The organism is Pantoea stewartii subsp. stewartii (genome assembly GCF_008801695.1).
In the GTDB taxonomy this organism is placed as follows: domain Bacteria; phylum Pseudomonadota; class Gammaproteobacteria; order Enterobacterales; family Enterobacteriaceae; genus Pantoea; species Pantoea stewartii.
The window spans coordinates 1-22,017 of the sequence record NZ_VZPF01000081.1 but is presented as its reverse complement, the minus strand read 5'-3'; the positions used below and the strand labels follow the sequence as shown (position 1 = coordinate 22,017).

The 22,017-nt window shown below is 50.9% G+C and carries 41 protein-coding genes; 7 read left to right on the top strand and 34 right to left on the bottom strand.

All coding sequences use genetic code 11. The features are described from left to right. Positions 1 to 97, top strand: a 97-nt coding sequence (locus F7Q90_RS20350) for a transposase domain-containing protein (RefSeq protein ID WP_151160719.1), incomplete at its 5' end; no start/stop codon positions are given. Between the two features lie 26 nt (positions 98 to 123). On the opposite strand, the gene F7Q90_RS20345 is transcribed toward F7Q90_RS20350, so the two are convergent. Continuing rightward, on the bottom strand, positions 124 to 456 hold the full coding sequence (locus tag F7Q90_RS20345; protein WP_044242453.1) for a hypothetical protein: 333 nt from the start codon (positions 454 to 456) through the stop codon (positions 124 to 126). A 117-nt stretch (positions 457 to 573) separates the two neighbouring features. Between F7Q90_RS20345 and def the strand changes: the two genes are divergently transcribed. The 5 genes from def (at position 574) to mscL (ending at position 5,314) form a co-directional block, all read left to right on the top strand. Beyond that, positions 574 to 1,086 (top strand): peptide deformylase, encoded by a 513-nt coding sequence (def, locus tag F7Q90_RS20340; protein WP_006120608.1) that lies wholly within the window; start codon positions 574 to 576, stop codon positions 1,084 to 1,086. A gap of 20 nt (positions 1,087 to 1,106) precedes the next feature. Continuing rightward, entirely contained in the window at positions 1,107 to 2,051 is a 945-nt protein-coding gene (fmt, locus tag F7Q90_RS20335) for a methionyl-tRNA formyltransferase (RefSeq protein WP_006120607.1), read from the top strand. 47 nt (positions 2,052 to 2,098) lie between these two features. Continuing rightward, positions 2,099 to 3,397: a 16S rRNA (cytosine(967)-C(5))-methyltransferase RsmB gene (rsmB, locus tag F7Q90_RS20330; protein ID WP_006120606.1), complete on the top strand. Its 1,299-nt coding sequence runs from the start codon at positions 2,099 to 2,101 to the stop codon at positions 3,395 to 3,397. Between the two features lie 20 nt (positions 3,398 to 3,417). Next, complete coding sequence (gene trkA, locus F7Q90_RS20325) at positions 3,418 to 4,794, top strand: Trk system potassium transporter TrkA (protein ID WP_006120605.1); 1,377 nt, start codon at positions 3,418 to 3,420, stop codon at positions 4,792 to 4,794. 109 nt (positions 4,795 to 4,903) lie between these two features. Next, on the top strand, positions 4,904 to 5,314 hold the full coding sequence (mscL, locus tag F7Q90_RS20320; RefSeq protein WP_006120604.1) for a large-conductance mechanosensitive channel protein MscL: 411 nt from the start codon (positions 4,904 to 4,906) through the stop codon (positions 5,312 to 5,314). Here the strand turns inward: mscL and F7Q90_RS20315 are convergent. From F7Q90_RS20315 to rpsJ, 30 genes are all read right to left on the bottom strand, one after another. Further along, positions 5,289 to 5,543, bottom strand: coding sequence for an alternative ribosome-rescue factor A (locus F7Q90_RS20315; protein ID WP_006120603.1), 255 nt, complete (start codon positions 5,541 to 5,543; stop codon positions 5,289 to 5,291). The genes mscL and F7Q90_RS20315 overlap by 26 nt on opposite strands. Before the next feature lie 87 nt (positions 5,544 to 5,630). After that, positions 5,631 to 5,999: a DnaJ family domain-containing protein gene (locus F7Q90_RS20310; RefSeq protein WP_006120602.1), complete on the bottom strand. Its 369-nt coding sequence runs from the start codon at positions 5,997 to 5,999 to the stop codon at positions 5,631 to 5,633. 93 nt (positions 6,000 to 6,092) lie between these two features. Continuing rightward, the gene (gene rplQ, locus F7Q90_RS20305; RefSeq protein WP_006120601.1) at positions 6,093 to 6,479 is read right to left on the bottom strand and encodes a 50S ribosomal protein L17; all 387 of its coding nucleotides are present in this window, start codon (positions 6,477 to 6,479) and stop codon (positions 6,093 to 6,095) included. A gap of 40 nt (positions 6,480 to 6,519) precedes the next feature. Further along, on the bottom strand, positions 6,520 to 7,509 hold the full coding sequence (locus tag F7Q90_RS20300) for a DNA-directed RNA polymerase subunit alpha (protein ID WP_006120600.1): 990 nt from the start codon (positions 7,507 to 7,509) through the stop codon (positions 6,520 to 6,522). Positions 7,510 to 7,534: 25 nt separating this feature from the next. Beyond that, on the bottom strand, positions 7,535 to 8,155 hold the full coding sequence (gene rpsD / locus F7Q90_RS20295; protein ID WP_006120599.1) for a 30S ribosomal protein S4: 621 nt from the start codon (positions 8,153 to 8,155) through the stop codon (positions 7,535 to 7,537). Positions 8,156 to 8,187: 32 nt separating this feature from the next. After that, positions 8,188 to 8,577, bottom strand: coding sequence for a 30S ribosomal protein S11 (gene rpsK, locus F7Q90_RS20290; protein WP_004160563.1), 390 nt, complete (start codon positions 8,575 to 8,577; stop codon positions 8,188 to 8,190). A 16-nt stretch (positions 8,578 to 8,593) separates the two neighbouring features. After that, positions 8,594 to 8,950, bottom strand: coding sequence for a 30S ribosomal protein S13 (rpsM, locus tag F7Q90_RS20285; RefSeq protein WP_003850176.1), 357 nt, complete (start codon positions 8,948 to 8,950; stop codon positions 8,594 to 8,596). Positions 8,951 to 9,094: 144 nt separating this feature from the next. Next, positions 9,095 to 9,211, bottom strand: coding sequence for a 50S ribosomal protein L36 (rpmJ, locus tag F7Q90_RS20280; RefSeq protein ID WP_004160566.1), 117 nt, complete (start codon positions 9,209 to 9,211; stop codon positions 9,095 to 9,097). A gap of 32 nt (positions 9,212 to 9,243) precedes the next feature. After that, a complete protein-coding gene (gene secY, locus F7Q90_RS20275) occupies positions 9,244 to 10,575 on the bottom strand; it encodes a preprotein translocase subunit SecY (protein WP_006120598.1) in 1,332 nt (443 codons plus the stop codon). 7 nt (positions 10,576 to 10,582) lie between these two features. Further along, complete coding sequence (gene rplO / locus F7Q90_RS20270; protein ID WP_006120597.1) at positions 10,583 to 11,017, bottom strand: 50S ribosomal protein L15; 435 nt, start codon at positions 11,015 to 11,017, stop codon at positions 10,583 to 10,585. 3 nt (positions 11,018 to 11,020) lie between these two features. Next, positions 11,021 to 11,200, bottom strand: coding sequence for a 50S ribosomal protein L30 (rpmD, locus tag F7Q90_RS20265; protein ID WP_003850166.1), 180 nt, complete (start codon positions 11,198 to 11,200; stop codon positions 11,021 to 11,023). A 5-nt stretch (positions 11,201 to 11,205) separates the two neighbouring features. Further along, complete coding sequence (gene rpsE, locus F7Q90_RS20260; RefSeq protein WP_006120595.1) at positions 11,206 to 11,706, bottom strand: 30S ribosomal protein S5; 501 nt, start codon at positions 11,704 to 11,706, stop codon at positions 11,206 to 11,208. Between the two features lie 14 nt (positions 11,707 to 11,720). Continuing rightward, positions 11,721 to 12,074 (bottom strand): 50S ribosomal protein L18, encoded by a 354-nt coding sequence (gene rplR / locus F7Q90_RS20255; RefSeq protein WP_003850163.1) that lies wholly within the window; start codon positions 12,072 to 12,074, stop codon positions 11,721 to 11,723. A 9-nt stretch (positions 12,075 to 12,083) separates the two neighbouring features. After that, positions 12,084 to 12,617 (bottom strand): 50S ribosomal protein L6, encoded by a 534-nt coding sequence (rplF, locus tag F7Q90_RS20250; protein WP_006120594.1) that lies wholly within the window; start codon positions 12,615 to 12,617, stop codon positions 12,084 to 12,086. A 12-nt stretch (positions 12,618 to 12,629) separates the two neighbouring features. Continuing rightward, entirely contained in the window at positions 12,630 to 13,022 is a 393-nt protein-coding gene (rpsH, locus tag F7Q90_RS20245) for a 30S ribosomal protein S8 (RefSeq protein WP_006120593.1), read from the bottom strand. Positions 13,023 to 13,054: 32 nt separating this feature from the next. Then, complete coding sequence (gene rpsN, locus F7Q90_RS20240; protein ID WP_006120592.1) at positions 13,055 to 13,360, bottom strand: 30S ribosomal protein S14; 306 nt, start codon at positions 13,358 to 13,360, stop codon at positions 13,055 to 13,057. A gap of 14 nt (positions 13,361 to 13,374) precedes the next feature. Beyond that, on the bottom strand, positions 13,375 to 13,914 hold the full coding sequence (rplE, locus tag F7Q90_RS20235) for a 50S ribosomal protein L5 (protein WP_006120591.1): 540 nt from the start codon (positions 13,912 to 13,914) through the stop codon (positions 13,375 to 13,377). Between the two features lie 14 nt (positions 13,915 to 13,928). Further along, positions 13,929 to 14,243: a 50S ribosomal protein L24 gene (gene rplX, locus F7Q90_RS20230; RefSeq protein WP_003850150.1), complete on the bottom strand. Its 315-nt coding sequence runs from the start codon at positions 14,241 to 14,243 to the stop codon at positions 13,929 to 13,931. Positions 14,244 to 14,253: 10 nt separating this feature from the next. Continuing rightward, a complete protein-coding gene (gene rplN / locus F7Q90_RS20225) occupies positions 14,254 to 14,625 on the bottom strand; it encodes a 50S ribosomal protein L14 (protein ID WP_006120590.1) in 372 nt (123 codons plus the stop codon). A gap of 168 nt (positions 14,626 to 14,793) precedes the next feature. Next, positions 14,794 to 15,048, bottom strand: a complete 255-nt coding sequence (rpsQ, locus tag F7Q90_RS20220; protein ID WP_006120589.1) for a 30S ribosomal protein S17 — start codon at positions 15,046 to 15,048, stop codon at positions 14,794 to 14,796. Beyond that, positions 15,048 to 15,239 (bottom strand): 50S ribosomal protein L29, encoded by a 192-nt coding sequence (gene rpmC / locus F7Q90_RS20215; protein ID WP_006120588.1) that lies wholly within the window; start codon positions 15,237 to 15,239, stop codon positions 15,048 to 15,050. Before rpmC ends, rpsQ begins: the two co-directional genes overlap by 1 nt. Then, positions 15,239 to 15,649 carry a 50S ribosomal protein L16 gene (gene rplP / locus F7Q90_RS20210; RefSeq protein WP_002438716.1) on the bottom strand — a complete coding sequence of 137 codons (411 nt, stop codon included), beginning with the start codon at positions 15,647 to 15,649 and terminating at the stop codon, positions 15,239 to 15,241. Before rplP ends, rpmC begins: the two co-directional genes overlap by 1 nt. Positions 15,650 to 15,660: 11 nt before the next feature. After that, entirely contained in the window at positions 15,661 to 16,359 is a 699-nt protein-coding gene (gene rpsC, locus F7Q90_RS20205) for a 30S ribosomal protein S3 (RefSeq protein ID WP_006120587.1), read from the bottom strand. 17 nt (positions 16,360 to 16,376) lie between these two features. Continuing rightward, the gene (gene rplV / locus F7Q90_RS20200; protein ID WP_002919773.1) at positions 16,377 to 16,709 is read right to left on the bottom strand and encodes a 50S ribosomal protein L22; all 333 of its coding nucleotides are present in this window, start codon (positions 16,707 to 16,709) and stop codon (positions 16,377 to 16,379) included. 13 nt (positions 16,710 to 16,722) lie between these two features. Beyond that, positions 16,723 to 17,001, bottom strand: a complete 279-nt coding sequence (rpsS, locus tag F7Q90_RS20195; RefSeq protein ID WP_001138115.1) for a 30S ribosomal protein S19 — start codon at positions 16,999 to 17,001, stop codon at positions 16,723 to 16,725. Positions 17,002 to 17,017: 16 nt separating this feature from the next. Further along, positions 17,018 to 17,839: a 50S ribosomal protein L2 gene (gene rplB / locus F7Q90_RS20190; protein ID WP_006120586.1), complete on the bottom strand. Its 822-nt coding sequence runs from the start codon at positions 17,837 to 17,839 to the stop codon at positions 17,018 to 17,020. A 17-nt stretch (positions 17,840 to 17,856) separates the two neighbouring features. Then, positions 17,857 to 18,159 carry a 50S ribosomal protein L23 gene (rplW, locus tag F7Q90_RS20185; protein ID WP_006120585.1) on the bottom strand — a complete coding sequence of 101 codons (303 nt, stop codon included), beginning with the start codon at positions 18,157 to 18,159 and terminating at the stop codon, positions 17,857 to 17,859. Continuing rightward, a complete protein-coding gene (rplD, locus tag F7Q90_RS20180; protein WP_006120584.1) occupies positions 18,156 to 18,761 on the bottom strand; it encodes a 50S ribosomal protein L4 in 606 nt (201 codons plus the stop codon). Before rplD ends, rplW begins: the two co-directional genes overlap by 4 nt. Before the next feature lie 10 nt (positions 18,762 to 18,771). Then, positions 18,772 to 19,401 (bottom strand): 50S ribosomal protein L3, encoded by a 630-nt coding sequence (gene rplC / locus F7Q90_RS20175; protein ID WP_006120583.1) that lies wholly within the window; start codon positions 19,399 to 19,401, stop codon positions 18,772 to 18,774. A 32-nt stretch (positions 19,402 to 19,433) separates the two neighbouring features. After that, positions 19,434 to 19,745, bottom strand: a complete 312-nt coding sequence (gene rpsJ / locus F7Q90_RS20170) for a 30S ribosomal protein S10 (protein ID WP_006120582.1) — start codon at positions 19,743 to 19,745, stop codon at positions 19,434 to 19,436. Between the two features lie 402 nt (positions 19,746 to 20,147). Between rpsJ and F7Q90_RS20165 the strand changes: the two genes are divergently transcribed. After that, on the top strand, positions 20,148 to 20,921 hold the full coding sequence (locus F7Q90_RS20165) for a prepilin peptidase (RefSeq protein WP_006120581.1): 774 nt from the start codon (positions 20,148 to 20,150) through the stop codon (positions 20,919 to 20,921). On the opposite strand, the gene bfr is transcribed toward F7Q90_RS20165, so the two are convergent. The 3 genes from bfr to F7Q90_RS20150 all read right to left on the bottom strand — a co-directional run. Next, complete coding sequence (bfr, locus tag F7Q90_RS20160) at positions 20,908 to 21,381, bottom strand: bacterioferritin (protein ID WP_006120580.1); 474 nt, start codon at positions 21,379 to 21,381, stop codon at positions 20,908 to 20,910. The two genes, F7Q90_RS20165 and bfr, sit on opposite strands and share 14 nt — an antisense overlap. A gap of 106 nt (positions 21,382 to 21,487) precedes the next feature. Continuing rightward, positions 21,488 to 21,682, bottom strand: coding sequence for a bacterioferritin-associated ferredoxin (bfd, locus tag F7Q90_RS20155; protein ID WP_006120579.1), 195 nt, complete (start codon positions 21,680 to 21,682; stop codon positions 21,488 to 21,490). Positions 21,683 to 21,859: 177 nt separating this feature from the next. After that, the coding region (locus F7Q90_RS20150; RefSeq protein ID WP_455906703.1) for an EF-Tu C-terminal domain-related protein at positions 21,860 to 22,017 on the bottom strand (158 nt) is incomplete at its 5' end.

Below are 22,017 nucleotides of genomic sequence, written 5' to 3'. Positions count from 1 at the left end.
GACGTGGTTGCGTTACGTCATCGGTCATATACAGGACTGGCCGGTGAACCGGGTCCGCGATCTGCTGCCATGGAAGGTCGAGCTTCCCTCTGCCTGAACGTCAATACGGTCTGAATGCGACGCTTACAGTTGAGGTGAAGATAATACGGTTGGATCACCGTTTACATATAAGAGCGGAGGGAAACAGGCCGCTTCAAGGAGTTGAGCGGGGTAATGCGCATCCAGCGCCGTAATCAGGTGATGCGTTGGACGCTGTGCCAGCCAATTGTTAACGGTTGCCAGCCAGTCCGTGGTTTTCTGATGGGCAAAATGATGTTGCGCTGTCTCGAAGCCCTTTTGGCTTAATATCACATCAATATCCTGACCTGCGCACAGTTGCTGCGCCGCGTTCAGCCAGCGTCGGCCCGTCAGGCCGGGTATCGCGGCCAGCCGCAGTAATCGCGCCCTTTTTTCCATCGTCACGGCCTCCTGATAACCGTCGCATCCCTCCGCAGAATGCTGTCAATCAGGTACTAAAAAGTCTACAATATGAGGCAGTAATCTTTTCCTTTTAGAATATAGATCTGGATATTTATGTCAGTTTTACAGGTGTTACATTTTCCTGACGAGCGCCTGCGCAAGATCGCCGCGCCAGTCAAAGAAGTTAACGCAGAAGTTCAGCGTATCGTTGATGATATGTTCGAAACCATGTATTCCGAAGAAGGTATCGGCCTTGCCGCTACGCAGGTGGATATTCATCAGCGCATCATTGTGATTGATGTCTCTGAGAACCGGGACGAGCGACTGGTATTGATCAATCCCGAGCTTCTGGAAAAAAGTGGTGAAACAGGTATCGAAGAAGGTTGCCTGTCCATTCCTGAGCAACGCGCCTTTGTGCCTCGTGCAGAGCGGGTAAAAGTGCGGGCGTTAGATCGCGAAGGTAAGCCGTTTGAACTGGAAACCGGTGACCTGCTGGCTATCTGTATTCAGCATGAAATTGATCATCTGGATGGCAAACTGTTTATCGATTATCTGTCGCCTTTAAAGCGTCAGCGAATCAAGACAAAGTTAGAAAAACTGGCGCGGCAAAACGCCCAGGCCTCTTGAGATCTGAAAAAGGGATAAACGTGTCTGCCCCGCTTAATATAATCTTTGCTGGCACACCAGACTTCGCGGCGCGTCACCTTGACGCGTTGCTCGCATCTGAGCATAAGGTCGTTGGCGTTTTCACCCAACCAGACCGCCCAGCTGGGCGCGGCAATAAGTTGACCGCGAGCCCGGTAAAAGCGCTGGCTCTTGCCCACGACATTCCGGTTTTTCAGCCCAAATCGTTGCGCCCTGCGGAAAACCAACAGCTGGTTGCCGATTTGCAGGCCGATGTCATGGTCGTGGTGGCTTATGGCCTTATCCTGCCGAAAGCCGTGCTTGAGATGCCACGTCTGGGCTGCATCAACGTACATGGTTCGTTGCTGCCACGCTGGCGCGGCGCGGCGCCTATTCAGCGCGCGCTTTGGGCGGGTGATCAGGAAACCGGTGTCACCATCATGCAAATGGATGTCGGGCTGGATACCGGTGATATGCTGGTAAAACTAGCCTGCCCTATTACTGCTGAAGACACCAGTGCTTCGTTATACGACAAACTGGCCAGCCTCGGACCAGAAGGGCTACTGACAACCTTGTCGCAATTGCGTGAGGGCAACGCCCAGCCGGTGAAACAGGATGAAACCCTGGCAAATTATGCTGAGAAGCTCAGTAAAGAGGAAGCACGTCTTGACTGGCAGTTACCCGCGGAACAGCTTGAACGCTGCATTCGCGCCTTTAATCCCTGGCCGGTTAGCTTTTTTATGGTAAATGATCAGCCAGTAAAAGTATGGCAAGCCGGTGTTTTACCTCATGTCAATAAACGACCAGGCGAGATCGTTAAGGCTGACAAACAGGGCATTCACATTGCCACCGCCGACGGCGTACTCAATTTACTTCAGTTGCAACCCGCCGGTAAAAAACCGATGTCGGCACAGGATCTGCTCAACTCGCGCCGGGAATGGTTTGAACCTGGCTCTCTTCTGGACTGACATTCAGGCCCGGTAAATCCGGGCCTTTTGTTTGATGGCACTATCTTATGACTAAATCATCCAACCTTCGTAGCCTGTCTGCACAATTGATTGAACGTGTTGTCGATAAGGGCGAGTCACTCAATACTGTGCTGCCTGCCGCACAGAAAAAAGTCGCCGATAAAGACGCCGCTCTGGTGCAAGAGATCTGCTTTGGTGTGTTACGAACGTTACCGCATCTGGAAGCGCTTATCGGGAAATTGATGGAGCGCCCTCTGACCGGCAAACAGCGTACGCTGCATTTTCTGATCATGGTGGGCCTGTACCAGTTGCTCTACACGCGCGTCCCGGCACATGCGGCATTAGCCGAGACCGTTGCTGGTGCTGAAGTGCTGAAACGTGCCAATCTGAAAGGATTGATTAACGGTGTGTTACGTCAGTTCCAGCGCCGTCAGGAGGAACTCCTTGCCAGCATCCAGGAAGGTCCACAGCGCCATCTTCATCCCGGATGGCTACTGAACCGACTGCAGCTTGCCTGGCCAGATCGCTGGCAACAGATTGTTGACGCGAATAACCAACGCCCACCGATGTGGCTGCGGGTTAACCGTCAGCACCATACCCGTGACAGTTGGCTTGCTCTGCTGACCGCCAGTGAAAGAGAGGCGATGGCTGCAGAGGATGTGCCGGAAGCATTACGCCTGGCTACGCCAGCGCCGGTTCACCAGTTACCCGGTTTCGACCAGGGCTGGGTTACGGTGCAGGATCTCTCAGCACAGCGCTGTGCGCTTCTGCTTGAGCCTAAAAATGGCGAACATATTCTCGATCTGTGTGCAGCGCCAGGCGGCAAAACGACGCATATTTTAGAAATAGCCCCTGACGCGCAGGTCCTTGCTGTGGATGTGGACGCACAACGACTGAAGCGCGTAACCGAAAACCTGACACGGCTGGGAATGACCGCCGAGGTCAAACAAGGTGATGGCCGTACTCCGCAGCAATGGTGTGACCAACGGCAGTTTGATCGTATCCTGCTGGATGCGCCCTGCTCAGCCACAGGCGTGATTCGCCGCCATCCGGATATCAAATGGTTACGCCGCGATCGCGATATCAGCGAACTGGCCGCTTTGCAGCGTGACATTCTGGAGGCCACATGGCCGCTTCTTAAAGCAGGCGGTACGATGATCTACGCGACCTGCTCTGTCCTACCGGAAGAGAACCATGAGCAAATCAGCGGTTTCTTACAGCGACATGCGGATGCACAGGCTGTCTCCCTTTCAGGCGCGCCCGAAACGGGCTGGCAGGTGTTCCCTGACGCTGAAGGCGGAGACGGATTTTTCTACGCTAAGCTGATTAAAGACGCTAACGCATAATGAAAAGGCTTTGAAAAGCGATGAAAATCATCATTCTTGGTGCTGGCCAGGTTGGAGGCACAATGGCCGAAAATCTGGTTGGCGAAAACAACGATATAACAGTTGTTGATACAGATTCAGCACGTTTACGTCAGTTACAGGATAAATTTGATTTACGTGTTGTGCAGGGTCATGGTTCCCACCCACGGGTTCTCCGTGAGGCGGGCGCGGAAGACGCCGATATGCTGGTCGCCGTTACCAGCTCTGACGAAACCAACATGATAGCCTGTCAAATCGCGTATTCGCTCTTCAACACGCCAAATCGTATCGCCCGTATACGTGCGGCTGACTATCTGCGCGATGCAGATAAGCTTTTTATCCCCGAAGCAGTGCCTATCGACCATCTGATTTCGCCTGAGCAACTGGTTATCGACAATATTTACCGCCTGATTCAATATCCGGGCGCGTTGCAGGTAGTTAATTTTGCTGAAGGCAAAGTGAGCCTCGCAGTCGTGAAAGCCTATTACGGTGGCCCCCTGGTGGGCAATCCATTGTCGATCCTGCGCGATCACATGCCCCATATCGATACGCGCGTAGCGGCGATTTTTCGTCAGGACCGCCCTATCCGGCCACAGGGCTCCACCATTATCGAAGCCGGTGATGAGGTTTTCTTCATTGCCGCCAGCCAGCATATTCGCGCGGTGATGAGTGAAATGCAGCGCCTGGAAAAGCCTTATAAACGCATCATGTTAGTAGGCGGCGGCAACATTGGCTTTGGCCTGGCGCAAAAGCTCGAGAAAAACTACAGCGTGAAACTTATTGAGCGCAATCCCCAGCGCGCGGCCGAACTGGCTGAACAGTTGCACGACACGGTGGTCTTTTACGGTGATGCCTCCGATCAGGAACTACTGGCGGAAGAGCATATTGAGCAGGTGGATTTGTTTATCGCCGTCACCAACGATGACGAAGCCAATATCATGTCTGCCATGCTGGCCAAAAAAATGGGCGCCAAGAAAGTTATGGTGCTGATTCAACGCCGTGCTTATGTCGATCTGGTCCAGGGCAGCGTCATTGATATCGCCATTTCACCCCAGCAGGCGACCATCTCGGCCTTACTGGGACATGTGCGCAAAGCCGATATTGTGGGTGTCTCGTCATTACGTCGAGGCATTGCCGAAGCCATCGAAGCCATCGCGCATGGCGACGAAACCACATCGCGCGTTGTGGGACGGTCAGTTGATGATATCAAGCTGCCACCAGGCACACTGATTGGTGCTGTGGTGCGCGGCGACGATGTGATGATAGCGAATGACAATCTGCGTATTGAACAGGGCGATCACGTTGTGATGTTTTTAACCGATAAAAAGTTTGTGCCGGACGTCGAGCGCCTGTTCCAGCCCAGTCCGTTTTTCCTATAACACATAAAAAGCCAGCACTGACATGTCAGTGGCTTATTGTCTGTGGTTAATGGCAAATATTGTGAGCTTTGTTAAACTTTATGGCATTGGCTAAGGCAAGGAGAGAAGTATGAGTTTATTCAAAGAGTTTCGTGATTTTGCGATGCGTGGCAACGTGGTTGATCTGGCCGTCGGTGTGATTATCGGTGCGGCATTCGGTAAGATTGTTTCATCACTGGTCGCGAACATCATTATGCCACCGTTGGGCTTGCTGATTGGCGGCGTTGATTTCAAATCGTTTAGCTGGGTGCTTAAACCTGCCGTCGGCAACACACCGGCTGTCGTTATGGAATATGGCATTTTCCTGCAAACCGTATTTGATTTCATCATTGTTGCTTTTGCTATCTTTATGGCGATTAAGCTGATGAACAAACTGTATAAGAAGAAAGAAGTGGAAAAACCGGCACCTAAGCCTACAAATGAAGAACTGCTTCTGACAGAAATCCGCGATTTACTCAAACAACAGAATACGAAAATCTAAAATAAAAAGCCGCTCTGAAGCGGCTTTTTTGTGCCTGTAAAGCAGAAGGCCAGTGATAAACGCCTTGCTTATCACTGGCCTCCCAGCCTTTCCCATGTTTTTCTTTACGCCTGTAACTGCCTTTGCCTTTTTGTTTCTCTTCAACACGTTGCCTGAACAGCGGGTCGTGTAACAATGCCTGTAAGGCGTTATCCTGTATTTGTCCTTTCGTATGACGGTATCTGGACATAACTTCTCCGGTTGAGTAATGGAATAATGCGGTGAAAAGATGAAGCAAACTCATTATATGCGCACAACAGCGACAAAAAAATACACCTTAATCGGGCACGAGTTTAGTCTTAATCGCGCGGCCATATTCACCCTCAAGAAAATCAGTGCGCATACCGGCCTGGTTCAGCCTTATCTTCAGTTGCCGTAAACGTTGTGTCTGGATCAGCGCCTCTGGATCGTCAGGATTTAAATGCTGTAAAAGATCGCTGACCTGAAGTGCTTCGCGGCGCAGCTCAAGTTCGGGTGGAAGAAAACCTGCATTTTTTAACAGTCGGTATCCTGCTCGTAGTTCAGGTGGAACCTGACTGTCGTCTTCGAGATTCAGCGGTGCGCCTTCGCCCGGCAGATCACTCAGCTCACCTTTCTCCTGCGCGGCTTTAATATGCTGTTCTGCAAGCTGATCAATTAACCACATTGTTCACCTCCTTCATGACACCACAAGCGTAGCAGACGCTGAATGACAGGCAATAAAAAACCCGCCGAAGCGGGTTTTTCACGTTGCAACAGATTACTCTGCTGCAGCTTCTGCTTGAGCTTCTGGACGATCAACCAGCTCGATGTATGCCATCGGAGCGTTGTCACCAGCGCGGAAGCCACACTTCAGAATGCGAGTGTAACCACCTGCACGGCTCGCGAAACGCGGGCCTAACTCATTAAACAGTTTTGCCACGATCTCGTTATCACGAGTACGGGCAAATGCCAGACGACGATTAGCTACGTTGTCGGTCTTGGCAAGAGTAATCAGCGGCTCAACTACGCGGCGCAACTCTTTGGCTTTCGGCAGAGTCGTCTTGATGATCTCGTGACGAACCAGAGAGCCAGCCATGTTGCGGAAAATAGCCTGACGATGGCTGCTGTTGCGGTTCAGTTGACGACCACTCTTACGATGGCGCATGACCTTATCCTTCTCAGTGAAACCTTAACCTGTGATCGGGTTATTCATCAGCAATGCTTGCCGGTGGCCAGTTTTCCAGGCGCATGCCCAGAGACAGACCACGTGAGGCCAGCACATCTTTAATCTCGGTAAGAGATTTTTTACCAAGGTTAGGCGTTTTAAGCAGCTCAACCTCAGTACGCTGTACCAGATCACCGATGTAGTGGATAGCTTCTGCCTTAAGGCAGTTAGCAGAGCGGACAGTCAATTCCAGATCGTCAACAGGGCGCAGCAGGATCGGATCGAATTCTGGTTTCTCTTCTTTCACTTCCGGCTGACGTACATCACGTAAGTCAACGAAAGCTTCCAGTTGTTCTGCCAGGATGGTCGCCGCACGACGAATCGCGTCTTCAGGATCGATTGTGCCGTTGGTTTCCATTTCGATGACCAGCTTGTCCAGGTCGGTGCGCTGCTCTACACGCGCTGCTTCAACATTGTAGGCGATACGGTCTACAGGGCTGTAGCAAGCGTCGACCAGCAGACGGCCGATTGGGCGCTCATCTTCTTCCGAATGAATTCGGGCAGAAGCCGGCACATAACCACGACCACGCTGAACTTTGATACGCATGCTAATAGATGCGTTGTCATCGGTCAGATGGCAGATCACATGCTGCGGCTTGACGATTTCGACATCACCATCATGGGTAATGTCGGCTGCAGTCACAGGACCAATGCCAGATTTATTCAAGGTAAGAATAACTTCATCTTTGCCCTGAACTCTTACCGCCAAACCTTTAAGGTTGAGCAGGATTTCCAGGATATCTTCCTGTACACCCTCTTTGGTGCTGTACTCATGCAGTACACCATCAATTTCAACCTCGGTCACCGCGCAACCCGGCATTGATGAAAGCAGAATACGGCGCAGCGCGTTACCAAGAGTATGGCCAAAGCCACGCTCTAAAGGCTCAAGGGTCACCTTGGCGTGCGTCGAACTCACTTGCTCGATATCTACCAGGCGCGGTTTTAGAAACTCTGTCACAGAACCCTGCATTGTGTCCTCTCTTTGGTACTAAGCTTTACTTAGAGTAAAGCTCGACGATCAGGTGTTCGTTAATGTCCGCAGACAGATCAGTACGTTCAGGAATACGTTTGAACACACCTTCCATCTTAGCTGCATCAACTTCCAGCCAGGTTGGCTTTTCACGCTGCTCAGCCAGCTCCAGAGCGGCCTTCACGCGAGATTGCTTTTTGGCTTTCTCACGGATGCTAACGACATCATTCGGAGATACCTGATAAGAAGCGATGTTAACAACGCGACCATTTACCAGAACAGACTTATGGCTGACCAGCTGACGTGCTTCCGCACGCGTGGCGCCAAAGCCCATACGATAAACGACGTTGTCCAGACGGCCTTCCAGCAGAGCCAACAGGTTTGCACCGGTGTTGCCTTTCAGACGTGCTGCTTCTTTGTAATAGTTACGGAACTGACGCTCAAGCACACCGTAGATACGACGAACTTTTTGCTTTTCACGTAACTGACCGCCGTAGTCAGACAGACGTGGCTTGCGCGCACCGTGCTGACCAGGGGCTTGTTCAATCTTACACTTGGAATCAATCGCGCGAACGCCAGACTTAAGGAATAAGTCAGTGCCCTCACGACGGCTCAGCTTGAGCTTAGGACCCAAATATCTTGCCATTTTCTTTCTCCAACTAACCTAAAAAACGGACGTTATACGCGACGTTTTTTCGGCGGACGACAACCGTTGTGAGGGATCGGAGTCACATCAGTAATGTTCGTGATGCGGAAACCAGCGGCGTTCAGAGCACGAATCGTTGATTCGCGGCCTGGACCCGGACCCTTAACCATAACTTCCAGGTTCTTAATACCGTAATCTTTTACAGCTTCTGCACAGCGCTCTGCAGCGACCTGAGCAGCAAACGGCGTAGATTTACGTGAACCGCGGAAACCGGAACCACCGGCGGTTGCCCAACCCAGTGCGTTACCCTGACGATCAGTAATGGTAACGATGGTGTTGTTAAAAGACGCATGGACATGAGCCACGCCATCTGAGACTTGTTTTCTTACACGCTTACGTGCACGAACTGGTGCCTTTGCCATTATTTACTCACCCCGATTATTTCTTGATCGGTTTACGCGGACCCTTACGGGTACGTGCGTTGGTCTTGGTGCGCTGACCGCGAACCGGAAGACCACGACGATGGCGCAAACCACGGTAGCAACCAAGGTCCATCAGACGCTTGATGCTCAGGGTGATTTCACGGCGCAGATCACCTTCAACAACGAATTTAGCAACTGCATCACGCAGCTGATCAATTTGTTCTTCAGACAGCTCACTGATCTTAACATTTTCAGCAATACCCGTTGAAGCGCAAATGGCTTTAGAACGAGTTTTACCAATACCGAAGATCGAAGTTAATGCGATAACGGTATGTTTCTGATCAGGAATGTTAATGCCTGCTATACGGGCCACTATGCACTCCTACTATTTAATATGTACGCACCATGCTGAAAAGCCCGTTTTCAGGATACTCAAATGGAAACGTACAGACATACAAAAGATTGGCTGGCCAATCTAGCCAGCTCAACCCGACTTTGCAAGAAAAATATGTGAAAATCAGCCTTGGCGCTGTTTATGCTTTGGCTCGGCGCTGCAGATCACACGAACGACACCGTCGCGACGAATGATTTTGCAGTTACGACATAATTTCTTGACGGAAGCACGAACTTTCATTTTTACTCTCCGTAACTTCTCAACCACCTGAATTAACGGCCATAGCCCTTCAGGTTAGCTTTCTTCAATGCAGACTCGTACTGACTTGACATCATCAGAGTTTGCACTTGAGCCATAAAGTCCATGATGACGACCACTACGATAAGCAGCGATGTACCGCCAAAGTAGAAAGGAACTTTCATCGCATCACGCATGAACTCCGGGATAAGGCAAATAAAGGTAATGTAGAGGGCACCGATTAAGGTTAACCGTGTCATTACTTTATCGATATATCTCGCCGTTTGCTCTCCCGGACGAATTCCCGGTACGAATGCACCAGACTTCTTCAGGTTATCTGCTGTTTCACGCGGGTTGAAAACCAACGCCGTGTAGAAGAAACAGAAGAAGATGATAGCAGTCGCATAGAGTAGCACATAAAGCGGCTGTCCTGGCTGCAAATACATCGAAATTGTTGTCAGCCAGTTCCAACCGGTACCGCCCCCGAACCACGATGCAATCGTTGCCGGGAACAGAATAATGCTGGAAGCGAAGATTGCCGGGATAACCCCTGCCATATTCACTTTCAACGGTAAATGTGTGCTCTGTGCAGCGTAAACGCGACGACCTTGTTGACGTTTCGCATAGTTCACCACAATGCGGCGTTGACCACGCTCAACGAAAATAACAAAGAAGGTCACTGCAAATACGAGAACTGCAACCAACAGCAACAGAAGGAAGTGCAGGTCACCTTGCCGCGCTTGCTCGATGGTATGGCCAATGGCCGGCGGAAGTCCCGCAACAATACCCGCGAAGATAATGATCGAGATACCGTTACCGATACCACGTTCAGTAATCTGTTCGCCCAGCCACATCAGGAACATTGTCCCGGTAACCAGACTTACAACAGCGGTAAAATAGAATGCAAAGCCTGGATTCATTACCAGGCCTTGCATACCAGGCATATTCGGCAAACCGGTAGCAATACCGATCGACTGGAATATGGCCAATACCAACGTACCGTAACGGGTGTACTGACTAATCTTACGACGGCCAGCCTCCCCTTCTTTCTTGATTTCTGCTAAGGCAGGATGAACCACCGTTAACAGCTGGATAATAATAGATGCCGAAATATACGGCATGATACCCAGAGCAAAAATAGAAGCACGGCTGAGAGCACCACCAGAGAACATGTTAAACATTTCAATGATGGTGCCACGCTGTTGCTCAAGCAGTTTGGCAAGTACAGTGGCATCAATACCAGGGATTGGAATGAAAGAGCCAATGCGGAAGACAATCAGTGCACCGATAACAAACAGCAGTCTGCGTTTCAGTTCACCAAAGCCACCTTTGGCACTTTGAAAATCTAATCCCGGTTGTTTAGCCATCTGCTACTTATTCCTCGATTTTACCGCCAGCAGCTTCGATTGCAGCACGAGCACCTTTGGTGACACGCAGGCCGCGAACCGTTACCGGTGCAGAAACTTCACCAGACAGAATGACTTTAACGAACTCAATCTGGACACCGACAATGTTGGCTGCTTTCAGCGCGTTCAGGTCGACGATACAGCCTTCAACTTTCGCCAGATCAGACAGACGAATCTCTGTGGTGATCATTGCTTTGCGAGAGGTGAAACCGAACTTCGGCAGACGTCGGTACAGAGGCATCTGACCACCTTCGAAACCGCGACGTACGCCACCGCCAGAACGTGAGTTCTGACCTTTGTGACCACGACCACCGGTTTTTCCGAGGCCAGAACCGATACCACGACCCAGACGCTTGGTAGCGTGCTTAGACCCTTCGGCCGGAGACAGAGTATTTAAACGCATCTCTTACTCCTCCACTTTAACCATGTAGGAAACCGCGTTGACCATGCCGCGTACAGCTGGCGTGTCTTCACGCTCTACGGTATGACCAATACGACGCAGACCCAGGCCAACCAGAGTGGCTTTATGCTTAGGCAAGCGGCCGATTGAACTACGGGTTTGAGTGATTTTAATAGTCTTTGCCATCGTGATTACCCCAGAATTTCTTCAACGGATTTACCACGCTTAGCAGCGACCATTTCCGGAGACTTCATATTGCCCAGGCCGTCGATAGTTGCACGAACCACGTTAATCGGGTTAGTAGAACCATAGGCTTTTGCCAGAACGTTATGTACTCCAGCGACTTCCAGAACGGCGCGCATTGCACCACCGGCGATGATACCGGTACCTTCTGAAGCCGGCTGCATGAACACACGGGACCCAGTGTGCGCACCTTTAACAGGGTGCTGCAGGGTGCCGTTGATCAGCGCGACATTAACCATGTTGCGACGGGCTTTCTCCATCGCTTTCTGGATCGCTGCTGGAACTTCACGCGCTTTACCGTAACCAAAACCAACGCGGCCGTTACCATCACCCACTACAGTCAGTGCGGTGAAGGAGAAAATACGACCACCTTTTACAGTTTTAGATACACGGTTTACCGCGATCAGTTTTTCCTGCAGTTCGCCAGCTTGTTTCTCGATGTGTGCCATCTTAGACCTCTACCTTAGAACTGAAGGCCAGCTTCACGGGCAGCATCTGCCAGTGCCTGGACGCGACCATGATATTGGAAACCGGAACGGTCGAAAGAAACACCAGTGATGCCTTTTTCGATTGCGCGTTCTGCAATAGCTTTACCTACAGCAGCTGCGGCTTCTTTATTACCGGTATACTTCAGTTGTTCAGTGATAGCTTTTTCTACAGTAGAAGCAGCAACCAGAACTTCGGAACCGTTCGGGGCGATTACCTGTGCGTAAATGTGACGCGGGGTACGATGTACCACCAGGCGAGTAGCACCCAGCTCTTTGAGCTTGCGACGTGCACGGGTCGCACGACGGATACGAGCAGATTTCTTATCCATAGTGTTACCTTACTTCTTCTTAGCCTCTTTGGTACGCACGACTTCGTCGGCGTAACGGACACCCTTGCCTTTATAAGGCTCAGGACGACGGTAGGTGCGCAAGTCAGCTGCAACCTGGCCGATCACCTGCTTATCAGCGCCTTTCAGCACGATTTCAGTCTGAGTCGGACACTCTGCAGTGATACCCGCGGGCAGCTGGTGATCAACTGGATGAGAAAAGCCCAGAGACAGGTTAACTACGTTGCCTTTAACGGCAGCACGATAACCAACACCAACCAGCTGCAGCTTCTTAGTGAAGCCTTCGGTAACACCGATAACCATTGCGTTCAGCAGCGCGCGAGAAGTACCCGCCTGCGCCCAGCCGTCAACATAACCTTCGCGCGGAGCGAAAGTCAGAGTGTTGTCAGCATGCTTAACTTCAACAGCATCATTGATAGTACGAGTCAGCTCGCCGTTTTTACCTTTAATCGAAATTACCTGACCGTTGAGTTTTACCTCTACGCCGGCAGGAACAACGACAGGTGCTTTAGCAACACGAGACATAGTATCCTCCGATTACGCTACGTAGCAGATAATTTCGCCACCAAGACCAGCCTGGCGCGCTGCACGATCAGTCATAACACCTTTCGATGTAGAAATGACAGCGATACCCATACCAGCCATTACCTTTGGCAGCTCATCTTTTTTCTTATAGATGCGCAGGCCGGGACGGCTTACTCGCTGAATGCTTTCTACAACCGCTTTACCCTGGAAATACTTAAGAGTCAGTTCCAGTTCCAGCTTGGTGTCGCCTTCGATTTTAAAATCTTCAATAAAGCCTTCTTCCTTCAGCACATTGGCAATTGCCAATTTCAGCTTGGAGGAGGGCATGGTGACCGCAACTTTGTTCGCGGCCTGACCGTTACGGATACGGGTCAGCATATCCGCGATCGGATCTTGCATGCTCATCTGTGTTACTCCCGTGATTCAATTGGTGACAATTACCAGCTAGCCTTTTTCAGACCCGGGATTTCACCGCGCATTGCGGCTTCACGGACCTTGATACGGCTCAACCCAAACTTCCGCAGGAAACCGTGCGGACGACCTGTTTGACGGCAGCGGTTACGCTGACGTGAAGGGCTGGAATCACGCGGCAGACTCTGCAGCTTGAGAACGGCATCCCAACGGTCTTCGTCGGAAGCGTTCACATCAGAAATGATCGCTTTCAGTTCAGCGCGTTTTGCGAAGAATTTGTCTGCTAATTTCACACGCTTAACTTCGCGTGCTTTCATAGATTGCTTAGCCATTAAGTAACCCTACCTTACTTACGGAACGGGAAGTCAAAGGCAGCCAGCAGAGCACGGCCTTCATCATCAGATTTCGCAGTAGTGGTAATGGTAATATCCAAACCACGAACGCGATCGACTTTGTCGTAGTCGATTTCTGGGAAGATGATCTGCTCACGTACACCCATGCTGTAGTTGCCACGACCATCGAATGACTTAGCGGACAGGCCACGGAAGTCACGGATACGCGGTACAGCAATGGTGATCAGACGCTCAAAGAACTCCCACATGCGTTCGCCACGCAGAGTTACTTTACAGCCGATCGGATAGCCCTGACGGATTTTGAAGCCTGCAACTGATTTGCGTGCTTTGGTGATCAACGGTTTTTGACCGGAGATTGCTGCCAGGTCAGCTGCTGCGTTATCCAGCAGTTTCTTGTCAGCGATCGCTTCACCAACACCCATGTTCAGGGTGATCTTCTCGACCCGAGGGACTTGCATGACAGAATTGTAGCCGAACTCAGACATGAGTTTCTGGACTACCTCGTCTTTGTAGTAATCATGCAGTTTCGCCATCGTACTACTCCAAATTACTTGATAGTTTCGCTATTAGATTTGAAGAAACGGACTTTTTTACCGTCTTCGAATCTAAAGCCTACACGGTCAGCCTTACCGGTTGCCGCATTGAAGAGAGCAACGTTAGAAACCTGAATTGCAGCTTCTTTTTCAACGATGCCGCCTGGTTGGTTCAGAGCCGGAACAGGCTTCTGATGTTTCTTAACCAGGTTGATACCTTCAACGATGACCTTGCCAGAAGACAGGACGTTCTTAACTTTACCGCGCTTACCTTTATCTTTACCGGTTAACACGATAACTTCGTCGTTACGACGGATTTTAGCTGCCATTGTTCGCTCCTTAGAGTACTTCTGGTGCCAGAGAGATAATTTTCATGAACTTTTCAGTACGAAGTTCACGAGTTACCGGCCCAAAAATACGCGTACCGATAGGCTGCTCGCTGTTATTGTTTAAAATAACGCATGCATTACCATCGAAGCGAATGACAGAACCGTCCGGGCGACGAACACCCTTCCTGGTGCGCACCACTACCGCCTTCAGGACATCACCTTTTTTAACTTTACCACGTGGAATTGCTTCCTTGATGGTAACTTTAATGATGTCGCCGACGCCTGCGTAGCGACGGTGCGAGCCACCCAGAACCTTGATACACATTACGCGACGTGCACCGGAGTTGTCGGCGACGTTCAGCATAGTCTGTTCTTGGATCATTTCAGTGCTCCGCTAATGTCAACTACTACTTCGGGACCTAGACCTCAGGTCGATTGAAAGCCCCATAATTGAGGGCGCGGCATTATAACACCGGTTCTCGCAGATGGGTAGAAAAAATGAACGGCTCTTTCGAGCCGTTCATTAGATTTTTAAAGAGGGCAAATTCTATTACAGAATTGCTTTCTCTACAACGCGAACCAGTGTCCAGGACTTAGTCTTAGACAGTGGACGGCATTCGCGGATTTCTACCACGTCGCCGATTCCACATTCGTTGTTCTCGTCATGGATGTGCAGCTTAGTCGTACGCTTAATGAATTTTCCATAGATTGGATGCTTCACGAAACGCTCGATAGCAACAACAGCAGATTTCTGCATTTTGTCACTAACAACACGACCCTGCAGAGTACGGATTTTATCGGTCATTACGAACCCGCCTTCTCAGTCAGTAAAGTCTTAACGCGTGCAACATCACGGCGAACCTGCTTCAGCAGATGAGACTGCTGCAGTTGGCCAGATGCTGCCTGCATGCGCAGGTTAAATTGCTCACGCAGCAGATTAAGCAGCTCAGTGTTCAGCTCTTCAACGCTTTTTTCACGCAGCTCTGTTGCTTTCATTACATCACCGTCTTAGTTACAAAGGTGGTTTTGATAGGCAGTTTTGCTGCTGCCAGCTTGAATGCTTCACGGGCCAGCTCTTCTGGTACGCCGTCCATTTCATACAGGACTTTACCAGGCTGGATCAGGGCAACCCAATACTCAACGTTACCCTTACCTTTACCCATACGCACTTCCAGCGGCTTCTCGGTGATCGGTTTGTCCGGGAATACACGGATCCAGATCTTACCTTGACGCTTAACTGCACGGGTCATAGCACGACGTGCTGCTTCGATCTGACGGGCAGTCAGACGACCACGGCCAACAGCTTTCAGACCGAAAGTCCCGAAGCTAACATCCGTACCCTGCGCCAGACCGCGGTTGCGGCCTTTGTGCACTTTACGGAATTTCGTACGCTTTGGTTGTAACATAGCGACTCTCCTTACTTACGGCCTTTACGCTGCTGCTTTTTAGGTTGAGCAGCCGGTTCCGGTTGTTCAACAGCAGCCATACCACCCAGGATCTCGCCTTTGAAGATCCATACCTTAACGCCGATTACACCATAAGTGGTGTGCGCTTCAGAGGTGTTGTAGTCAATGTCAGCACGCAGAGTGTGCAACGGCACGCGACCTTCACGGTACCATTCGGTACGTGCGATCTCGGCGCCGCCCAGACGGCCGCTAACTTCAACTTTGATACCCTTCGCGCCCAGACGCATGGCGTTCTGAACCGCACGCTTCATAGCACGACGGAACATCACACGACGCTCCAGCTGTGAAGTGATGCTGTCAGCAACCAGTTTTGCGTCCAGTTCCGGTTTACGGACTTCGGCGATATTGATCTGTGCAGGAACGCCAGCGATTTTCGCGACGACCGTGCGCAGTTTTTCTACGTCTTCACCTTTCTTACCGATCACGATGCCAGGACGAGCGGTGTGAATGGTCACACGGATGCTCTTAGCTGGACGCTCGATAACGATACGAGATACAGACGCCTTAGCCAGTTCCTTAGTCAGGTACTGACGTACTTTAAAGTCGCTGTCCAGGTTGTCAGCGAATTCTTTGGTGTTCGCAAACCAGGTAGAGTTCCATGGTTTTACAATACCCAGGCGAATACCATTAGGATGTACTTTCTGACCCATTGCTAGTCTCCAGAGTCTCAGCGATCGGACACAACCACAGTAATGTGGCTGGTGCGCTTCAGGATGCGATCTGCACGACCTTTTGCACGCGGCATAATGCGCTTCATGCTTGGGCCTTCGTCGACGAAAATTTTCGCGACTTTCAGATCGTCGATATCAGCGCCATCGTTGTGTTCAGCGTTAGCAATGGCAGATTCCAGAACTTTCTTGACCAGTACAGCCGCTTTCTTGTTGGTGTAGGTCAAAATGTCCAGTGCCTGCGACACTTTCTTACCGCGGATCAGGTCAGCAACAAGGCGAACCTTCTGAGCAGAAGAACGAGCGTGGCGATGTTGAGCTAAAGTTTCCATCTCTTCCTCCTACTTATTTCTTCTTGGCTTTTTTATCAGCCGCGTGACCGCGATAAGTACGTGTCGGCGCGAATTCACCCAGTTTGTGACCAACCATTTCGTCGGAAACAAAGACAGGAACGTGCTGACGACCATTATGGACAGCGATGGTCAAACCGATCATGTTAGGAAAGATCGTTGAACGACGGGACCAAGTGCGCAAAGGCTTCTTGTCACCGCTTTCCACCGCTTTCTCTACCTTCTTCAGCAAGTGCAGGTCAATAAAAGGACCTTTCTTGAGAGAACGTGGCATGGCTTATCCTCTAATATTATTTGCTACGGCGACGTACGATAAATTTATCGGTACGCTTGTTGCTACGGGTCTTCTTACCTTTGGTCTGAACGCCCCACGGAGTTACCGGGTGCTTACCAAAGTTACGACCTTCACCACCACCGTGCGGGTGATCTACTGGGTTCATCGCGGTACCACGAACGGTCGGACGAACACCACGCCAACGGGTTGCACCAGCTTTACCCAGAACGCGCAGCATATGCTCAGCGTTACCGACTTCGCCCAGTGTAGCGCGGCAGTCAGCTTCGACTTTACGCATTTCACCTGAACGCAGACGCAGGGTAACGTAGGAACCTTCACGCGCAACGATCTGCACGTAAGCACCGGCTGAGCGAGCAATCTGACCGCCTTTGCCTGGTTTCATTTCTACGTTGTGAACGGTAGAACCCACCGGGATGTTACGCATCGGCAGTGTGTTACCTGCTTTGATCGCAGCATCAACGCCAGACTGAATCTGGTCGCCGGCTTTCAGGCCTTTAGGGGCCAGGATGTAACGGCGTTCGCCGTCTTTGTACAGAACCAGTGCGATGTTCGCAGAGCGGTTCGGATCGTACTCAAGACGTTCAACGGTTGCCGGGATACCATCTTTGTTGCGTTTGAAGTCAACCAGACGGTAAGCCTGCTTATGACCACCACCGATGTGACGGGTAGTGATGCGACCGTTGTTGTTGCGGCCACCGGATTTGCTGTTTTTTTCCAGCAATGGAGCAAACGGCTTGCCCTTGTGCAACTCTGGGTTCACCACTTTAACGACGTGGCGACGACCCGGAGATGTCGGTTTACATTTAACAACTGCCATTGTCTTTCTCCTCCGACTTACTCAGCGCCGCCGACGAAGTCCAGATTCTGGCCTTCCTTCAGGGTGACGTAAGCTTTTTTCCAGTCGCTACGACGACCGATACGCTGTCCGTGACGCTTAACCTTACCTTTAACTACCAGGGTGTTAACGTCTTTAACTTCTACTTCGAACAGTTTCTCAACAGCAGCAACGATCTCTGCTTTAGTCGCGTCTTTAGCTACTTTGAGTACGATGGTGTTGGTTTTTTCCATCGCGCTAGATGCCTTTTCAGATACGTGCGGCGCGCGCAGTACTTTCAGCAGACGTTCTTCACGGATCATGCCAGCATCTCCTCAACTTGCTTAACTGCATCAGCAGTCATAACGACTTTGTCGAAGGCGATCAGGCTAACTGGGTCGATACCCGCTGCATCACGCACGTCAACCTTGTACAGGTTACGCGCAGCCAGGAACAGATTTTCATCCAGTTCGCCGGTGATGATCAGCACGTCTTCCAGCGCCATGTCTTTCAGCTTCTGTGCCAGCAACTTGGTTTTCGGTGCTTCAACAGAGAACTGCTCGACAACGATCAGACGATCTTGACGTACCAGTTCGGACAGGATGCTTTTCAGCGCGCCGCGGTACATCTTTTTGTTAACTTTTTGACTGTGGTCTTGTGGCTTAGCAGCAAAGGTCACGCCACCTGAACGCCAGATCGGGCTCTTTACAGAACCTGAACGCGCACGGCCGGTGCCTTTCTGACGCCAAGGCTTTTTGCCTGAACCGGTTACTTCAGCGCGAGTTTTCTGCGCGCGAGTACCCTGGCGGGCGCCTGATGCGTAAGCAACAACAACCTGGTGAACCAGCGCTTCGTTGAAATCACGACCGAAGGTAGTTTCGGAAACAGTCAGCGCGCTCTGCGCGTCTTTCAATACTAATTCCATTGCTATCCCCTTACGCCTTCACAGCTGGTTTAACGATCAGGTCGCTACCGGTAGCACCGGGAACTGCACCTTTAACCAGCAGCAGGTTGCGCTCAGCGTCAACACGTACTACGTCCAGGCTCTGAACAGTTACGCGCTCATTACCCAGCTGACCTGCCATTTTCTTGCCTTTGAACACTTTGCCCGGAGTCTGGTTCTGACCGATAGAACCCGGAACGCGGTGAGACAAGGAGTTACCGTGGGTTGCGTCCTGGGTACGGAAGTTCCAGCGCTTAACGGTACCTGCGAAACCTTTACCTTTAGAGGTGCCAGTTACGTCTACTTTTTTAACGTCAGCGAAAATTTCAACGCTGATGCTCTGACCTACAGAATACTCATCACCTTCAGCGGTGCGGAATTCCCACAGGCCACGGCCAGCTTCTACGCCAGCTTTAGCAAAATGACCAGCTTCAGGTTTGGTCACACGGTTTGCTTTTTTAGCACCGGTGGTAACCTGAATTGCCTGGTAACCATCGTTCTCCAGGCCTTTGACCTGAGTAACGCGGTTCGCTTCAACTTCGATTACGGTTACTGGGATAGATACGCCATCTTCAGTGAAGATGCGGGTCATACCCACTTTTTTACCGACTAAACCAATCATTGTTTCAACCTCTCAATCGCTCGATGACCTGATTAACCCAGGCTGATCTGCACGTCAACACCGGCAGCCAGGTCCAGACGCATCAGAGCATCAACGGTTTTTTCAGTTGGCTCAACGATGTCTACCAGACGCTTGTGAGTGCGAATTTCGTACTGGTCACGCGCATCTTTGTTAACGTGCGGAGAGATCAGAACGGTAAAGCGCTCTTTGCGGGTCGGCAGCGGGATCGGACCACGTACCTGCGCACCAGTGCGCTTGGCAGTCTCGACGATTTCCGCGGTTGATTGATCGATCAGACGATGATCAAACGCTTTAAGACGGATACGGATTCTTTGGTTCGACATGAGACCAAGGCTCCAAACATTTTATAGACGAAAAAAATTACTACTCGAACCCATTACGATTGATGGGAGAGTGTAATCGTTCAGCATATAACTCCACAGTTGGGAGTATTGTCAGACGGCCCAACAAACTGCCGTCTGCGATTCAGCTCGAATCGCGCCTACCAATATCGGCAGGCCCGCGCATTATACGTAGATTTGCTCAGGAAGCAACCCACGATGCACATTTGCCACAGAAAACTGTGTTTAACGCTTTTGTGCACGTCTGCACAAAAGCCCTGCAGGACGGATGTCTTCGCCCCTTTTTTTTCTGGGCGCGGTTTTCCATTCTCTTTTTCTTATCCGCGACGCAGAGGACGCGTTCAGACAGACTCAGTCATCACATCAGGTTAACCGGAGGTCATCGTGTTGCTCATCATCGTTGCTGTCTCCCTGTCAGGCGGCGCGCTTGGCAGCTTTCTCGCCCTGGCCTGTCAACGTTTTCATACGTCCGCTTCACCACGTCGCTGGCTGCAGTCATTGTGGACGCCGCCTTCCCACTGTAGTTACTGTCGCCGCACGATCCTGTGGCACGACAGCGTTCCGCTGATAAGCTGGCTGTGGTTGCGGGGGCACTGTCGGTTTTGTTCGCATCCGGTCGGTTTGCTGCCCGTGCTGTTTGAGCTGACAGGCGCCCTGCTCTGCCTGTTGCTGGCTTACCTGTTTCACGACAATCTCATTCATGCGCTGTTTCCGCTTCTGGCTTCCTGTTTGCTCCTCGTCCTTGCGGCCATCGACCAGCGCCACTTCCTGCTGCCAGATGTTCTCACCCACGCGCTCCTGTGGCTGGGTCTTTCACGTTTCATGTTCTTTCAGCCACTCACGGTCAGTTCGGCCATCGGTGGCGTCATGTTTGGCTATGGTTCACTTTGGTTGCTTGCCGGAATTTTTCAACAGGTTACACGGCGGAAGGGATTAGGTTGTGGGGATATTAAACTGTTTGCCGCACTGGGCGCATGGTGTGGTTGGCAGGCCCTGCCCTTCATTGCCCTGACCGCCTGTACGACAGCCTTGATCGCTTTCGGCGCGCTGCGGATAAGGAACCGGGCGTGGTACCTGAACAGCCCGCTTCCCTTTGGCCCTTTCCTGGCCGTCGCGGGCTGGGGAGTTATCGTTAGTCAAAGCCTTACTCTTCTTTGATTTGCGCCTGCAGGTAATTCTGAATGCCCATCTTACTAATGAGATCAAGCTCGGTTTCAATCCAGTCGATATGATGCTCCTCATCTTCGAGGATGGCGATCATCATATCGCGGCTTACGTAATCATGAACTTTATCCGCATAGGCGATGGCTTCTCGCAGGTCTTTTGCGCCTTCGAGTTCAAGATTGAGATCGGACTGCAACATCTCCCCGACATCTTCTCCAATCCTGAGTCGTCCCAGATCCTGTAGATTAGGAATGCCTTCAAGAAACAGAATACGTTCGATGTATTTATCCGCATGCTTCATTTCATCTATGGACTCATGGTACTCAACGTCGTTAAGACGCATCAGTCCCCAGTTTTTGAACATCCGTGCATGTAAGAAGTACTGGTTTATTGCAACCAGTTCATTCCCCAACAATTTATTGAGATGACTTATGATTTTCGCATCGCCCTTCATTTCGCTTCCTCCGCTCATGTTTATTTGAGCGTAGATGCGGTTAAAAAGAAGTCAAAAAAACGCGATGAAAATTGTGGGTATTATCAAGCCGGTGGTGTGTGTGCGTTTACGCGATTTCTTTATATTGCGGAGCGTGCTGCATCTCTTCATCCATAATCGCGCGGGCATCCCGAATACATTTTCCACATTGCTTTCCCATGGGCACGATTTGGCGCAACTGCTGGATAGATTTGGGCTGATAACGGCGCACGACTTCACGGAGCGTTTTGTCACTGATGGCATTACACAGACAGACGTACATTTATTCATCACCCGGTCTATTTCGTGCGCACAGTGCAAATGCGAATCGTTTTTATTTCAAACCTACCTTTTGTGAGGAGAAAGCCTGCGTGATTAAATGACAGGCATAAAAAAAGAGCACCGAAGTGCTCTTTTTATTTTGCAGTAGCCACTCATGTGGCCACATCAGAGATCACAATTAAGCGATAACTTTAGCAACAACGCCCGCACCAACGGTACGGCCACCTTCGCGGATTGCGAAGCGCAGACCTTCGTCCATTGCGATTGGGTGGATCAGGGTAACAACCATTTTGATGTTGTCGCCTGGCATAACCATTTCAACGCCTTCTGGCAGCT

Excerpts from the sequence above, each read along its gene's own strand:
- rpsD (WP_006120599.1), bottom strand. The coding sequence starts at position 8,155 with ATGGCAAGATATTTGGGTCCTAAGCTCAAGCTGAGCCGTCGTGAGGGC.
- rplP (WP_002438716.1), bottom strand. The coding sequence starts at position 15,649 with ATGTTACAACCAAAGCGTACGAAATTCCGTAAAGTGCACAAAGGCCGC.
- F7Q90_RS20345 (WP_044242453.1), bottom strand. The coding sequence starts at position 456 with ATGGAAAAAAGGGCGCGATTACTGCGGCTGGCCGCGATACCCGGCCTG.
- rplW (WP_006120585.1), bottom strand. The coding sequence starts at position 18,159 with ATGATCCGTGAAGAACGTCTGCTGAAAGTACTGCGCGCGCCGCACGTA.
- rplB (WP_006120586.1), bottom strand. The coding sequence starts at position 17,839 with ATGGCAGTTGTTAAATGTAAACCGACATCTCCGGGTCGTCGCCACGTC.
- rplD (WP_006120584.1), bottom strand. The coding sequence starts at position 18,761 with ATGGAATTAGTATTGAAAGACGCGCAGAGCGCGCTGACTGTTTCCGAA.
- rplR (WP_003850163.1), bottom strand. The coding sequence starts at position 12,074 with ATGGATAAGAAATCTGCTCGTATCCGTCGTGCGACCCGTGCACGTCGC.
- rplX (WP_003850150.1), bottom strand. The coding sequence starts at position 14,243 with ATGGCAGCTAAAATCCGTCGTAACGACGAAGTTATCGTGTTAACCGGT.
- F7Q90_RS20300 (WP_006120600.1), bottom strand. The coding sequence starts at position 7,509 with ATGCAGGGTTCTGTGACAGAGTTTCTAAAACCGCGCCTGGTAGATATC.
- rplO (WP_006120597.1), bottom strand. The coding sequence starts at position 11,017 with ATGCGTTTAAATACTCTGTCTCCGGCCGAAGGGTCTAAGCACGCTACC.
- rpsK (WP_004160563.1), bottom strand. The coding sequence starts at position 8,577 with ATGGCAAAGGCACCAGTTCGTGCACGTAAGCGTGTAAGAAAACAAGTC.
- bfd (WP_006120579.1), bottom strand. The coding sequence starts at position 21,682 with ATGTACGTCTGTCTGTGTAATGCCATCAGTGACAAAACGCTCCGTGAA.
- rpsJ (WP_006120582.1), bottom strand. The coding sequence starts at position 19,745 with ATGTCGAACCAAAGAATCCGTATCCGTCTTAAAGCGTTTGATCATCGT.
- rpmD (WP_003850166.1), bottom strand. The coding sequence starts at position 11,200 with ATGGCAAAGACTATTAAAATCACTCAAACCCGTAGTTCAATCGGCCGC.
- rpmC (WP_006120588.1), bottom strand. The coding sequence starts at position 15,239 with ATGAAAGCAACAGAGCTGCGTGAAAAAAGCGTTGAAGAGCTGAACACT.
- rsmB (WP_006120606.1), top strand. The coding sequence starts at position 2,099 with ATGACTAAATCATCCAACCTTCGTAGCCTGTCTGCACAATTGATTGAA.
- mscL (WP_006120604.1), top strand. The coding sequence starts at position 4,904 with ATGAGTTTATTCAAAGAGTTTCGTGATTTTGCGATGCGTGGCAACGTG.
- rpsN (WP_006120592.1), bottom strand. The coding sequence starts at position 13,360 with ATGGCTAAGCAATCTATGAAAGCACGCGAAGTTAAGCGTGTGAAATTA.
- secY (WP_006120598.1), bottom strand. The coding sequence starts at position 10,575 with ATGGCTAAACAACCGGGATTAGATTTTCAAAGTGCCAAAGGTGGCTTT.
- rpsQ (WP_006120589.1), bottom strand. The coding sequence starts at position 15,048 with ATGACCGATAAAATCCGTACTCTGCAGGGTCGTGTTGTTAGTGACAAA.
- rplN (WP_006120590.1), bottom strand. The coding sequence starts at position 14,625 with ATGATCCAAGAACAGACTATGCTGAACGTCGCCGACAACTCCGGTGCA.
- def (WP_006120608.1), top strand. The coding sequence starts at position 574 with ATGTCAGTTTTACAGGTGTTACATTTTCCTGACGAGCGCCTGCGCAAG.
- F7Q90_RS20310 (WP_006120602.1), bottom strand. The coding sequence starts at position 5,999 with ATGTGGTTAATTGATCAGCTTGCAGAACAGCATATTAAAGCCGCGCAG.
- rpsS (WP_001138115.1), bottom strand. The coding sequence starts at position 17,001 with ATGCCACGTTCTCTCAAGAAAGGTCCTTTTATTGACCTGCACTTGCTG.
- F7Q90_RS20315 (WP_006120603.1), bottom strand. The coding sequence starts at position 5,543 with ATGTCCAGATACCGTCATACGAAAGGACAAATACAGGATAACGCCTTA.
- rpsE (WP_006120595.1), bottom strand. The coding sequence starts at position 11,706 with ATGGCACACATCGAGAAACAAGCTGGCGAACTGCAGGAAAAACTGATC.
- rpsC (WP_006120587.1), bottom strand. The coding sequence starts at position 16,359 with ATGGGTCAGAAAGTACATCCTAATGGTATTCGCCTGGGTATTGTAAAA.
- rpmJ (WP_004160566.1), bottom strand. The coding sequence starts at position 9,211 with ATGAAAGTTCGTGCTTCCGTCAAGAAATTATGTCGTAACTGCAAAATC.
- rplC (WP_006120583.1), bottom strand. The coding sequence starts at position 19,401 with ATGATTGGTTTAGTCGGTAAAAAAGTGGGTATGACCCGCATCTTCACT.
- rplV (WP_002919773.1), bottom strand. The coding sequence starts at position 16,709 with ATGGAAACTTTAGCTCAACATCGCCACGCTCGTTCTTCTGCTCAGAAG.
- trkA (WP_006120605.1), top strand. The coding sequence starts at position 3,418 with ATGAAAATCATCATTCTTGGTGCTGGCCAGGTTGGAGGCACAATGGCC.
- rpsH (WP_006120593.1), bottom strand. The coding sequence starts at position 13,022 with ATGAGCATGCAAGATCCGATCGCGGATATGCTGACCCGTATCCGTAAC.
- rplF (WP_006120594.1), bottom strand. The coding sequence starts at position 12,617 with ATGTCTCGTGTTGCTAAAGCACCTGTCGTTGTTCCTGCCGGCGTAGAG.
- bfr (WP_006120580.1), bottom strand. The coding sequence starts at position 21,381 with ATGAAGGGCGATGCGAAAATCATAAGTCATCTCAATAAATTGTTGGGG.
- rplQ (WP_006120601.1), bottom strand. The coding sequence starts at position 6,479 with ATGCGCCATCGTAAGAGTGGTCGTCAACTGAACCGCAACAGCAGCCAT.
- rplE (WP_006120591.1), bottom strand. The coding sequence starts at position 13,914 with ATGGCGAAACTGCATGATTACTACAAAGACGAGGTAGTCCAGAAACTC.